This window comes from Pseudoalteromonas phenolica, assembly GCF_005876835.1.
Taxonomy (GTDB): domain Bacteria; phylum Pseudomonadota; class Gammaproteobacteria; order Enterobacterales; family Alteromonadaceae; genus Pseudoalteromonas; species Pseudoalteromonas phenolica_B.
In genome coordinates this window covers 107,432-120,346 of sequence record NZ_PPSW01000008.1, presented here as the reverse complement: position 1 = coordinate 120,346, position 12,915 = coordinate 107,432, and the positions used below count along the sequence as shown (strand labels likewise).

The 12,915-nt window shown below is 42.9% G+C and carries 14 protein-coding genes; 11 read left to right on the top strand and 3 right to left on the bottom strand.

What is annotated here, in order from left to right; genetic code table 11:
- Window positions 1-38: 38 nt before the first annotated feature.
- From C1E24_RS06385 to C1E24_RS06375, 3 genes are all read left to right on the top strand, one after another.
- Entirely contained in the window at window positions 39-1,268 is a 1,230-nt protein-coding gene (locus C1E24_RS06385; protein ID WP_138479836.1) for a S41 family peptidase, read from the top strand.
- A 52-nt stretch (window positions 1,269-1,320) separates the two neighbouring features.
- The gene (locus tag C1E24_RS06380) at window positions 1,321-2,091 is read left to right on the top strand and encodes a divergent polysaccharide deacetylase family protein (protein WP_138479834.1); all 771 of its coding nucleotides are present in this window, start codon (window positions 1,321-1,323) and stop codon (window positions 2,089-2,091) included.
- Window positions 2,092-2,170: 79 nt separating this feature from the next.
- Window positions 2,171-2,590: a CBS domain-containing protein gene (locus tag C1E24_RS06375; RefSeq protein WP_138479832.1), complete on the top strand. Its 420-nt coding sequence runs from the start codon at window positions 2,171-2,173 to the stop codon at window positions 2,588-2,590.
- A 90-nt stretch (window positions 2,591-2,680) separates the two neighbouring features.
- Here the strand turns inward: C1E24_RS06375 and pepB are convergent, their stop codons facing one another.
- On the bottom strand, window positions 2,681-3,976 hold the full coding sequence (pepB, locus tag C1E24_RS06370) for an aminopeptidase PepB (RefSeq protein ID WP_138479831.1): 1,296 nt from the start codon (window positions 3,974-3,976) through the stop codon (window positions 2,681-2,683).
- A gap of 82 nt (window positions 3,977-4,058) precedes the next feature.
- Here pepB and sfsA point away from each other — a divergent pair, with 82 nt between their 5' ends.
- The 8 genes from sfsA to C1E24_RS06330 all read left to right on the top strand — a co-directional run bounded on the left by sfsA (window position 4,059) and on the right by C1E24_RS06330 (window position 10,429).
- Window positions 4,059-4,763: a DNA/RNA nuclease SfsA gene (gene sfsA / locus C1E24_RS06365; protein ID WP_138479829.1), complete on the top strand. Its 705-nt coding sequence runs from the start codon at window positions 4,059-4,061 to the stop codon at window positions 4,761-4,763.
- Between the two features lie 172 nt (window positions 4,764-4,935).
- On the top strand, window positions 4,936-5,379 hold the full coding sequence (gene dksA, locus C1E24_RS06360) for an RNA polymerase-binding protein DksA (protein WP_138479827.1): 444 nt from the start codon (window positions 4,936-4,938) through the stop codon (window positions 5,377-5,379).
- Between the two features lie 9 nt (window positions 5,380-5,388).
- Window positions 5,389-6,282, top strand: coding sequence for a tRNA glutamyl-Q(34) synthetase GluQRS (gene gluQRS / locus C1E24_RS06355; RefSeq protein WP_138479825.1), 894 nt, complete (start codon window positions 5,389-5,391; stop codon window positions 6,280-6,282).
- A 391-nt stretch (window positions 6,283-6,673) separates the two neighbouring features.
- Window positions 6,674-8,041, top strand: coding sequence for a polynucleotide adenylyltransferase PcnB (gene pcnB / locus C1E24_RS06350; protein ID WP_138479823.1), 1,368 nt, complete (start codon window positions 6,674-6,676; stop codon window positions 8,039-8,041).
- Window positions 8,038-8,526: a 2-amino-4-hydroxy-6-hydroxymethyldihydropteridine diphosphokinase gene (gene folK, locus C1E24_RS06345; protein WP_138479821.1), complete on the top strand. Its 489-nt coding sequence runs from the start codon at window positions 8,038-8,040 to the stop codon at window positions 8,524-8,526. Before pcnB ends, folK begins: the two co-directional genes overlap by 4 nt.
- Window positions 8,527-8,547: 21 nt before the next feature.
- The gene (gene panB, locus C1E24_RS06340; RefSeq protein ID WP_138479819.1) at window positions 8,548-9,342 is read left to right on the top strand and encodes a 3-methyl-2-oxobutanoate hydroxymethyltransferase; all 795 of its coding nucleotides are present in this window, start codon (window positions 8,548-8,550) and stop codon (window positions 9,340-9,342) included.
- A complete protein-coding gene (panC, locus tag C1E24_RS06335; protein WP_138479817.1) occupies window positions 9,342-10,190 on the top strand; it encodes a pantoate--beta-alanine ligase in 849 nt (282 codons plus the stop codon). The genes panB and panC overlap by 1 nt, the downstream gene beginning before the upstream one ends.
- 14 nt (window positions 10,191-10,204) lie before the next feature.
- Entirely contained in the window at window positions 10,205-10,429 is a 225-nt protein-coding gene (locus C1E24_RS06330) for a hypothetical protein (protein WP_138479815.1), read from the top strand.
- Between the two features lie 96 nt (window positions 10,430-10,525).
- Here the strand turns inward: C1E24_RS06330 and C1E24_RS06325 are convergent, their stop codons facing one another.
- Both C1E24_RS06325 and phoR read right to left on the bottom strand, forming a co-directional pair.
- Entirely contained in the window at window positions 10,526-11,494 is a 969-nt protein-coding gene (locus tag C1E24_RS06325; RefSeq protein WP_138479813.1) for a PstS family phosphate ABC transporter substrate-binding protein, read from the bottom strand.
- Between the two features lie 104 nt (window positions 11,495-11,598).
- Window positions 11,599-12,906, bottom strand: a complete 1,308-nt coding sequence (phoR, locus tag C1E24_RS06320) for a phosphate regulon sensor histidine kinase PhoR (protein WP_138479811.1) — start codon at window positions 12,904-12,906, stop codon at window positions 11,599-11,601.
- Between the last annotated feature and the right edge of the window lie 9 nt (window positions 12,907-12,915).

Sequence of the window (12,915 nt, the reverse complement as noted above, 5' to 3'; positions counted from 1 at the left end):
TAAAGAATAACTTTGCTGCACCTGACTAGGAGCAGCATATGAATTCAATCTTAATCAATTCAAAACCGTTAGATTGCCTTAAATCTAAATTTATTTTTTTATGCGTGTTTACGATGCTGAGTTTATATATCAGCTTTACAGCTATTGCATCTACAACACAATTTACTCAGCAACAAACCAACGAAATTCTTTATCATATTCACACTTATTATGTGGATGATGTGCCATTAAGTCAGTATCACAAAAGCAACTTAACCGATGTCTTTGAGCAACTTGATCCTTACTCAAAGTATTTGAGCGAAAGTGAACTTGAAAGCTTGTTCAGTGCCGCGAATGGCCGTTATACAGGCATTGGTATTGAGGTAGAAGAAGTCGATGATCGCATTGTGATCTTAGGGACATTACCCGGCTCACCCGCTGAGCAAGCTGGTCTTGAAGGCGGCGATAAACTGGTGGCAATAAACTCTGAAGATGTCACAAAAAGAGACATCGCCCACGTGTCGAAGTTACTCAAAGAAGCGGCGCTAAAAACCATTTACATCACTGTCGAACGCGCTAAAAGCGAACTTACTTTGGCTTTAAGACGGGAAGAAATTAATGTAGAGAGTGTATTTAGTCAGCTTTTAACCAATCAAAACGCTTATATTTCCCTACAAAGCTTTAATAACCACAGTTACCATGACGTTGCACGTCACATCAATAAACTGACTTCAAATAATGGTGGAGCACTTTCTGGGCTGATCATCGATCTACGTGATAACCCAGGCGGCACTTTAAGCAGCGCGGTGGCTATTTCAGATCTATTTTTACAAGCAGGCACTATCGTTACTACCAAAGGACGCTTTTATGATGCTAACCAACAATTCGTTGCACAACATGGTGATATTTTAAATGGCGCGCCGATTGTGGTGTTAATCAACGAGCAGTCAGCTTCTGCAGCAGAGATCTTAGCTGGCGCTTTACAAGATAACCAACGCGCAATCGTCGTTGGCAGCAAGTCATATGGTAAAGGCTCTGTACAGTCACTGATCCCCATCGGCGATGGCACTACAGCACTGAAACTCACTACCGCAAAATACTTTACGCCTTCTGGTCGCTCCATTGATGGTGTGGGTATCAAGCCTAATATTTTACTGGCTGAACAAGGGCTTTCACATTTAAATAAACGCGCTATAATGGCTGGTGAACTTTCGAACAACATGGCTAATTTAGCCTTGCTCGACAAGCATTTAGTTGATGCGAAAGGGTATTACAAAGATAAAAATTAAATAAGAGAGTACTCACTCTCAAGCTACAGGCTTATAAATAGAAGAATACACTGTGCGCTCATTATTTTGGTTATTGTTAAGTGTCTTTTACTTAGCAATACCTTTACATGCTAAACAAATTGCCATAGTGATCGACGATGTGGGAAACCACCAGCGCGATCTCAATTTGCTATCTCTTCCCGGTGAGCTAACTTTTGCCATTTTGCCGCATACCCCCTATTCTCAAAAATTTGCATACCTAGCCAGTCAACAGAGTAAAGAACTACTTTTGCATGTGCCTATGCAAGCAATTGAAGACAAAGCGCTCGGACCCGGTGCACTGACTTTAGACATGGATAAACAAACGCTACAAATGACACTAGGTCACGCGCTAGCCAGTTTACCTCAAGTCAGTGGTGTGAATAATCATATGGGTTCGGCACTGACTCAATATAGCGATCCGATGAAATGGACCATGGAAGTCTTACGTAAACGCGGTTTATACTTTCTTGATAGCCGAACGACCAATGAGTCACAAGCCCAAACCGTGGCGGACTTATACGGTGTGGCTAATATTGCGCGTCAGGTTTTTCTCGATAACGAAAAACAAGATGCTTACTTTGCTCAACAATTAAATGAAGCAAAAAGCATCGCGTTAAGAAATGGCCAAAGCGTACTCATCGCGCACCCATATCCTGAAACGGTGACTTTTTTACAAGCACAGATCCCGCTTCTACTAAAACAAGGCTACGAGCTTGTTCCCCTGTCGCAACTCGTTCGCACTCGCTACATTCAACTTGCGAAAAACATGAGTGCAGTCGTGCCAAGCATCGCTGAAAAATAAAACTTTGATCTCGATTTAAGCAAGCTCTAACAAAATGGGTTATAAGTTTATACATTGATCCAAATTAGGACTGTTTAATATGCTTCATATTGTTTCTGATCTCATGACTGCCGATCCATTTGCAGTGCATCACCAATCAACCGTTAAAGAAGTGCACGACTTGATGCGCGAAAAAAACATTCGCCACATTCCAGTGATCGATGATCAAGGTATTTTAAAAGGTATGCTGACACAAAAGATCATGGTCGCACAGGTGATGAAAATCATGGCAACCTATGGGCCAAATGCGATTGAAAGAAAAGAAAAGCAAAGCATTGCCCAAGACATTATGGCAACTGATTTTGCCAGTATTCGACCAGAACAGTCTCTTAGTGAAGTGGCACAGTTTTTTGTCGAAAACCGCCATGGTTGTATGCCTGTCGTCGACGAAGAAGGAAAACTATTGGGCATTTTAACCTCATCTGATTTTGTCAGACTTGCAGCGGCCCTTTTGTCTTAATACTTCTACTAAGCTCTTGATTGAATCAGTTATAAAGCAAATACAAAAAAGGAGGCTGAGCCTCCTTTTAAAGTGCATATAGCTAAAAACTTACGCTTTTGCTTGTAATGTTCTTGCTACTGTACGCATACCTAGCGTTGTCGCACCTGCAGACCATAAGCTACCAGCATTGTTTTGGAATGAAGCAGCTAGATCTATGTGTACCCAACCTTGACCTTCATTTGGTACAAAGCGCGATAAGAAACCCGCAGCATTCGATGCACCACCGAAACCACCACCTTTTTGCGCTCGGCTGTTAGCAGTGTCAGCGTAAGGTGAAGGGCAGTTGTTTTGGTGCCACTTTTCAAGTGGAAGTGGCCAAGCCGCTTCAAACTCTTCTTCAGCGAACTGCTGAACTTCTGATACTAATGCTTTATCAAGACCGAATAATGCATTGTATTCTTGACCTACAGCAACCAGTGCAGCACCCGTTAGCGTTGCCGCATCAATGATTAATGGCGCACCCGTTTCACCAGCAGCCATTAGACCATCGGCCAGAACTAAACGGCCTTCAGCGTCCGTATTTACGATCTCAACTGTTGTGCCATTTTTATAAGTTAGGATATCACCTAGCTTGTAAGCATGGCCTGAAATTAAGTTTTCAGCACAACATAAGAATAATTTGATGCGCTTGTCGATACCACGTTGAATTGCAATCGCAAGACCTGCAGTCACAGTCGCCGCACCACCCATGTCGCACTTCATTGATAACATACCTTCGCTAGGTTTGATTGAGTAACCACCTGAGTCAAACGTAATACCTTTACCTACAAGCGCAGCGCTTACAGGCGCATCTTCATTACCTGTTGGGTTGTAGTCAAGCTCAAGTAATACCGGTGGGCGCTCACTACCACGACCTACTTCGTGGATACCGATCCACTGTTGTTCAAGTAGTGCATTGCCTTTGATGATGTTGTAACTCACATGCTCAGGCGCTAGAGATTGGATAAACTCAGCCGCTTTGCTCGCTAGACTCTCAGGGTAAACATCTTCAGCCGTGCCGTTGATCATCTGGCGTGTCCAAGTTGCCGCATTTTTCAACGCTGTAAGTTCAGCTAAATCTGATTGTTCATTGTCAACAAACTCAACACCATCAAGTTGCTTAGCAGTGACAAAACCTTGATAGAACGCCCACTGTGACTCAGTGCACCAAGCATCGCCTTGTAATACCGCTTGCTTAACACCTTGTTGAGAAAGGCTACGTGCTGCTTTTTGTACTAATTTAAGTGTTTCGTTTTGCTGCAGGTGAACAATGGCACCAAGTTGATCAAACGATAGCAATGCATCGGCACTCCACGGTGCTGTAGGTGCTTGTTCACTGATACGAACAATGAATTTATCAGACATAGATTGTGTTCTCTTATACGCTTATTAGTGGCATTAAGTGTACACTAGCACCGAGTATCACCCAACCTATTGCGATTAAACAATGAAGTTCACGCCAAAGCTCGAAAAAGCCACTTTAATAAAGCGCTATAAACGCTTTTTAGTCGACCTAGAAACACCTAACCAAGAATTTACAGTTCATTGTGCCAATACAGGTAAAATGACTGGCTGTGCTGATCCGGGTTTTAATGCTTACTACTCAACCAGTGATAATCCTAAACGAAAATATGCTCACTCGTTAGAACTCACTGAGAATTCAGCAGGCGACCTTATTTGTGTGAATACCGCGATTGCAAACAAATTGGCGATTGAAAGCATAGAACAAGGTACAATTTCTGAATTACATGGCTATGCGCATTTGCAACCCGAAGTGAAATACGGACAAGAAAATAGTCGCATTGATATTTTGCTTAAAGATGAACACAAGCCACTTTGCTATGTTGAAGTCAAATCAGTCACTTTATTAGAAGACGGACAAGGTTACTTTCCCGATACTCAAACTGTTCGCGGGCAAAAACACCTCAGAGAATTAATAGACATTACCCAACAAGGACATCGCGCTGTACTACTATTTATGGTGATGCATACGGGTATAGAGTCTGTAAAGGCTGCAGCCCATCTTGACCCTAAATACGCGCAATTACTGAGTGAGGCACAGACTGCAGGTGTAGAAGTTATCGCTTATAACTGTGAAATAAGCCCAGAGGAAATAATCCTAAATCATAAAATTCCCGTACTTAGCTCTTGAATTAGTCATCTATGCCCCCATATAGCCAGCCAATATTAAGTTGTTCTCTTAATCTGGCACCTACTGTATTTTAACCAATCCACAGTAAAAAAGGTTTGCTTAGGGGAGCATATTTTGCTATTTATAGCCGCCGGCGATAGCCGCCGTTATGTTAAGGATTTAGGAGAATGCTATGCCAGACCAAAAAAAATTAGGGTTATTGGCTCAAGCCGGTTTACAACCATATCAAGAACAACCGGGCGAAGAATACATGAATGACGCACAACGTGCGCATTTCAAAAAGATTTTAGAAGCATGGCGTTTAGACCTTCGTAATGAAGTAGACAGAACAATGAACCATATGCAGGATGAAGCGGCAAACTTCCCTGATCCGGTTGACCGTGCTGCGCAAGAAGAAGAGTTCTCTTTAGAGTTGCGCACCCGTGATAGAGAAAGAAAACTCATCAAGAAAATCGAAAAAACACTTAACTTAATCGAAGAAGATGACTTCGGTTACTGTGAGTCGTGCGGCATTGAGATTGGTATTCGCCGTCTTGAAGCTCGTCCAACTGCCGACCTATGCGTAGACTGTAAAACGCTGGCTGAAATTAAAGAAAAACAGAACGGCCGCGCTTAATTACGGTATATGCATAACGAAGCATTGTCCATTTCAAGGGGCTATCGAGGCCGATTTGCCCCTTCGCCTTCTGGCCCACTACACTTTGGCTCACTCGTTGCCGCCCTCGCAAGTTATCTAGACGCTAAAGTACATCAAGGTGCTTGGCTTGTGCGTATGGAAGACATAGATAAACCCCGTGTCGTGCAAGGTGCTGACAATGTCATCTTAACTGCGCTTGAAAAGTTTGGTTTACATTGGGACGAACAAGTTGAGTACCAAAGTCAACGTCACGCGCTTTATCAAGACATCCTATCACAGCTTAAACCCGATCTTTACGCCTGTAACTGTACGCGTAAAATGATCAAACAAGCGGGTGGGCTGTATCAAGGCCATTGTAAATCACTGACACTGGACTTTAATGATCATGCTATTCGTTTAACGCAAACGCATCCGGTTTATCAATTTACTGATTTACTGCAAGGTCAGGTACATGTGCCTCACGATTTGGCCAACGAAGACTATATTGTCAAACGTCGCGATGGCTTATTTGCCTATCAGTTAGTGGTTGTGGTTGATGATATCGAGCAAAAGATCAGTCGCGTTGTACGCGGTGCCGATTTATTAGAGCCCACAGCAAGACAGATTAGCTTGTTTAAACAACTCGGTCACACAGTGCCAGAGTATGCCCATGTACCTTTGGCTGTTACAGAGCCCGGCTTTAAGCTCTCAAAACAAAACCATGCCCCTGCCATCAATATCGATGATCCGCTCCCTGAATTATTACAAGCGCTAAGCTTTTTAGGGCTTAGCGTCACTGATGATATGAAACTCAGTAATGTTGAAGAAATTTTGGCTTGGGCAAGCACACAGTTTTCTCTTGCCGTTATTCCACAAGTGCTCGAAAAAAGCATCAAACTATAACAGGTCGCAATTCAAGCACACTCACACCAAATAACGACACAATAAACCCATTATTAGATCAGTTTATTTCTACTCCTAGCTTAATTTTTTAGTGACGCTAGTATATTATTAGCCACTTTGATTTTACCTATATAAGCTGAGCTGTGGTTAAGAGATTTACTAATTTATTGATATTGAATTAGTAAACGTTTTTTCAAGTCTGCAGCCGGAAACTTTTAGGGATAACAAGGCGAATTTACGCGTCAATAGCTGGCCTATTGCAAGTAAATTCAACGTAGTTAGCGTTAAAAGTAACCGCTGGAGATAGATTTATTATCCAGAGCTCAGGTTATTTAATAGGTTACCAACAGAGCGTTTTAGGAGACGGGTCATTATTTCCAAGCTAATTAACATGTGCAAAAAGTGGGTCAAGCCAGACTCAGCAGATGCACACCATACAACCTCGGCCACACCCGCTTTAATCACTCGTGCCGAGCATGGTATCTCGCGCAAACAATTTAGCCCGAATGCCATCAAAGTTTTGTATCGCTTGAAAGATGGTGGCTATGACGCTTACCTCGTTGGTGGTTGTATTCGTGATATTTTAATGGGGATCCAGCCAAAAGATTTCGATGTTGTCACCAATGCTACGCCAGAAGAAATAAAAAAATTATTTAGAAATTGTCGCCTTATCGGCCGCAGATTCCGTCTGGCACACATCGTTTTTGGTCGAGAGATTATTGAAGTCGCCACCATGCGTGGTCACCATGAAGCCGATGAGCGCAAAAATGCGACCAGCCAATCAAGTGAACATGGCCAATTGCTCCGTGACAATGTATACGGCAGCATTGAAGAAGACGCTCAACGTCGCGATTTCTCTATAAATGCACTTTATTACTCGATTAATGACTTTAGCATCCATGATTTTGCACGTGGTGTCGAAGCTATTAACGCGCGTAAAATTGAACTGATTGGCGACCCTGAAACCCGTTACCGTGAAGATCCGGTGCGCATGCTTCGCGCTGTTCGCTTTGCAACCAAACTCGACATGGAAATTGCGTCAGGCACGAAAAAACCTATTTATGAGCTTGCTGATTTACTGGGTAATATTCCACCTGCGCGCTTGTTCGAAGAAACACTAAAACTATTTTTAAATGGCAAAGCGGTTGAAAACTACTTACAGCTTCGCGAATTTGGCTTATTCAAACAGCTATTCCCTGCACTAGATGAAATCTTAGAGCAGAGTGAAACCGGCTTTGAAGCGCGTTTTATTGAGCAAATGTTTGCCAATACCGATACGCGTATTAATCAAGATAAAAAAGTCACGCCAGCGTTTGTCTATGCCGCGCTACTTTGGTTCCCGCTGCAACAACGTACTCAACAGATTATTGAACAACAAGGTATGTCAGAATTTGACGCCTTCAATCAGGCGATGAACCTAGTTTTAAGTCAAAACGCCCAGCATGTGTCTGTACCAAAACGCTTTACGTTAGGTGCGCGTGATATATGGCATATTCAAATGCGTTTAGACAAACGCTCAGGTCAACGCGCTTATCGTTTAAGCCTTCAGCCTCGTTTTAAAGCCGCTTATGACTTCTTGCTGCTGCGTGTAGAAAGTGGGGAAGACGCTCAGCAAGCGTTAGCTGATTGGTGGACTGAATACTTAAAATCAGATGTCACCGGTCAAAAAGAGCTGGTCAAAAACTTAGGTCAATCTGATGGCAAAAAGCCGCGTCGCCGTTACCGCAGAAAGCCAAAGAAAAAAACAGGTGATGCATGATCCCTGTTTATATTGGCTTAGGCGCCAACCTTGAAGCACCTGTTGCACAGCTGCACAACGCGGTTAAAGCCCTAAGTACACTTGCTAACTGTGAGCTTGAAAAAGTTTCACAGTTTTATTCATCTAAGCCTATGGGGCCGCAAGACCAGCCTGATTATGTTAATGCCGTCGCATTACTCAATACCAGACTTGCACCAGAAGCTCTGCTTGATGAATTACAACGTATTGAACTTGAACAAGGTCGTCAGCGTAAAGATGAACGCTGGGGCCCAAGAACCCTAGACTTAGATATTTTGCTATTTGGCGAGCAAACCGTAAGCACAAAGCGCTTAACCGTGCCGCACTATGGTCTATGTGAACGTGAGTTTGTGGTATATCCACTATTAGAAATCTCACCTGAACTAAAGCTGCCTAATGGCTGCACACTGGCTGACATTGCTCAGCAAGTGCCACTCAATGGTTTAACGCCATTAGAGTTGAATTAAATTAACCCCAAGAGGAACAACATGGCTAAAGTGACCGTCTCTACACTGGCTAAAATGAAACAAGAAAAACAAAAAATTACCGCATTAACGGCTTATGATGCGAGTTTCTCTCAGCTTTTTCACAACCAAGGTGTTGATGTTGTTTTGGTTGGTGATTCACTGGGTATGGTTTTACAAGGCGGTGACGACACGCTTGCTGTCACCACCGATGATATTGCCTATCACACCAAGTGTGTTCGCGCTGGTTCAAAAGAGCTATTTGTAATAGCTGATATGCCATTTATGAGCTATGCCAACGTAGAGCAGTCTTGTAACAATGCTGCACAATTGATGCGTGCAGGTGCAAACATGGTGAAGTTAGAAGGTGGTGAGTGGTTACACGACAGCATTCGTGCGCTTACTCAGCAAGGCATTCCAGTATGTGGTCATTTAGGCTTAACACCGCAGTCTGTTCACGTATTCGGCGGTTTTAAAATTCAGGGCCGTGAGTCTGAGCAAGCAGATAAAATGGTTGCAGACGCGCAAGCACTAGAAGCTGCTGGCGCACAACTACTCGTCATTGAGTGTATTCCTTCTGCGCTGGCTAAGCGCATCACTGAGTCTGTAAACATTCCTGTGATAGGTATTGGTGCTGGCAAAGACACCGATGGCCAAATCTTAGTGATGCATGACCTTGTGGGTATTTCAGCGGGTTACATTCCTAAGTTTTCGAAAAACTTCTTAGCCGAAACAGGCAACATGCACGATGCCGTTAAAAAATACTGTGATGATGTAAAATCGGGTGCCTTCCCTAGTAGTGAGCACGAGTTTAACTAATGCAGTCAGTCAGTGAAATAAAATCGCTTCGCAGCCAAATTAAGGCTTGGCGTCAACAAGGCTTAAGTATTGCGTTTGTGCCAACCATGGGCAATCTTCATCAAGGCCACTTTTCACTTGTTGAAAAAGCAAAAACGCTTGCGGATAAAGTAGTTGTAAGTATTTTCGTCAATCCAATGCAATTTGGTGCCAACGAAGATTTAGACAGCTACCCGAGAACATTAGACGCCGACAAACAAGGCCTTGCTGAAATTGGTACTGCGCTTGTGTTTACCCCGACCGTTGATGTTATGTATCCAAATGGGTTAGCTGCTCAAAGTTATGTAGACGTACCTGATATTTCTATGGGTTATTGCGGTGGTGCCCGTCCAGGTCATTTCAAAGGCGTAGCAACCGTCGTCACTAAACTGTTCAACATGGTACAACCAGACTTTGCTTGCTTTGGCGAGAAAGACTTTCAACAGCTACAAGTCATTCGCGCCATGGTTCGAGACCTGTCTATGCCAATTGAAATCATTGGTGTACCAACACAGCGAGAAGTATCTGGACTGGCGATGAGCTCTCGTAATGGTTACTTATCTGAGCAAGAGAAAGAAACAGCCAAAGTGTTGTATCAAACGTTGTTAAATGCGGGTCAATCGCTTGAGCAAGGTAATAAAGCATTCGATGCGATTGAGCTAGAAGCGAAACAAGCACTTGAACAAGCTGGTTTGAAACCTGATTACTTTAGCATTGCTGAAAAAGACAATTTAAAACCTGCTACACTTGAAACTAAAGAGTTTGTTATTCTTTCGGCCGCTTTCTTAGGTAAAGTGAGACTGATCGATAACTTACAAGTTTCTGCGTAGAAGGATAATTAAAAATGAAAGCTTTGCTTATTGTCGTCTCTGTATTATTAGTTGGCTGTGGGGCAACCAGTAGTGAACTCAATCAATGTGCACAACAAAATTATCAATGTGAAAGTAACTGTGCGCAACGTCATACAGAAAACACCTTAGGGCATCAGATCTGTAGCAATGAGTGTATTGACGACTACAACAGCTGTAAGGCCGAAACCGAAGCTTTACTCAACAAGCCTTTAAATTAAAAAGGTTGCTACCAATTCTTGTTTAAGCTATTTGATATTATTCAGACACAAAAAAACCGCTGAACGTCAGCGGTTTTTTTATTCTATGCGCCTAAATTATAGAAGACCTAACTTCTTCATTTCAGCAGCAGCAACCTTGCTAGGAAGTGGTACATAACCATCTTTCTCTACGATTTGCTGACCTTCTTGAGAAAGTACCATCTTTAAGAATTCAGCTTCGATTGGTGAAAGCGGCTTGTTAGGGTGCTTGTTCACGTAAACATATAGGAAACGTGATAGTGGGTATTTGCCTTTAGAAACGTTATCTAAAGTTGCATCTACGAACTTATCACCTTTTTTCGCTAGTGGTACAGTACGAACACCCGAAGTCTTATAACCAATACCTGAGTAACCAATAGCATTCACTGAAGAAGAGATAGACTGTACTACTGATGCAGAACCTGGTTGCTCGTTTACGTTGTTTCGGAAGTCACCTTTACATAGTGCTTTCTTTTTGAAGTAACCATAAGTGCCCGATACAGAGTTACGACCATAAAGCTGTACGTCTTTACCCGCCCAGTCACCGTTTAGGCCAACATCACCCCAACGGTTGATTTCACCGTCAGCACCACACTTACGTGTTGAAGAGAAGATTGCATCAACTTGATCAATACGTAGACCTTTGATTGGGTTATCTTTGTGTACAAATACCGCTAATGCATCGATTGCTACACGCACTTCAGTTGGCTTGTAACCGTAGCGCTTTTCGAACGCTTCGATTTCTTTTGATTTCATCTTACGGCTCATAGGACCGAAATTTGCCGTTGCTTCAGTTAAGGCCGGTGGCGCAGTTGAAGAACCCGCTGCTTGAATTTGGATATTTACGTTAGGGTAAATACGCTTATATTCTTCAGCCCAAAAAGTCATCATGTTTGCAAGCGTATCAGAACCTACAGATGAGAAGTTACCTGAGATGCCACTTGTTTTATTGTACATAGGTAGCTTTTCATCTAAAGCTGATGCTGGTGTTGATAAAAGAGTTGTTACCGCTACACCCATTGCAGCTACTAAACTTTTAAATTTCATTTGGGTTTCTCCAGTTGTTCGTCCCAATTAGTTAACGAGGTTCATTTTGCAGCGATTAAATGACAGTTAAATTACTTAAAAATGACACTTTTATGACCACTGTTTTATTTATTGTCATAATCAGCAATGCGTGTTTTTGGAAAAGCAAAAGAAAAACAAGAACCTTTACCTACTTCACTGCTGATATCTAAATGTGACTCATGACGCGTTAATACATGTTTAGTGATGGCTAAGCCTAAACCTGAGCCGCCGGTTTTACGACTTCTTGCCTTATCAACTCGATAAAAGCGCTCAGTCAATCGATTGATATGCTCAGGGGCTATACCATCACCATTATCAGTCACAGAGAAATACGCCTGCTCATCTTTTAATTGCCATTGCACATGAATATTGCCGTTTGGTTTAGTGTAGTGAACCGCATTGAACACCAAATTCGAAAACGCGCTGCGTAATTCATCCGGTGCACCGACAATATCAAGATCAGAGTCAACATCGAAACTGATCTCATGTCCTTTTTCTTTATTGAGTGAATTCGCTTCGGTCGCAATCAGTGCCAGCATATCAGGCACTCTAACCGGTTTGTCATTATCGTATTTACGTGCCCCTTCTATACGAGAAAGTGACAGTAATTGATTGACCAAACTGTCCATGCGATGGCATTGCTCAATCATGGTTTGATGTGCTTTTGCCCACATTGACGGTGGTGGCAGATTCTCTTCGTCCATCATTTCTAGGTAGCCAGTCACCACCGTAAGCGGCGTACGAAGCTCATGAGATACGTTGGCAACAAAATCTTTGCGCATCTGCTCTAACTGCTTCAGCCGAGAAATGTCGCGAACCACCATCATAAGCTGACCCGCATAAGGCATTACCCTAAACTCAAGGGTTTGCTCTTGATTATGCGATACCTCAAGTTCTAATGGCTCATCGAACTTTTGCTTGTTCATGTATTTAGCAAATTTTGGATCCCGCACTAGGTTATCTAAGCGCTGACCATGATCGGTTGGCCACTGTAGTCCTAACACTTTTAGTGCAAGCTGATTACACCAAATAATGCTTAAGTCTGTTTGTAGAACCACTACAGCATCAGGGACCGCTTCAGCACCTTCACGAAAACGACGGATCAGCTCAGCCAATTCATTGCGCTTTTTACGGTTACGATGTTGGAGGTGGTAGATCCCTTCGAAGATCTGCTCCCACGCGCCCTCACCCTCCGGCGGATTAAAGCTACGTTGGTTGAGCAACCAATCACTGAGTCGATAGAGTTGGTGATAATGCCAAAGTAACAGTGCGAGCGCGCCTAAAAACAGCAAGATGAAAGGTGCGCCAATTAAAACGCCCACTAAAGCCAGTGGTATAAAATACAAAAACAGGCGTTTAACTAACGCCTGTTTATTTATTACTCGATACATAAATACAGT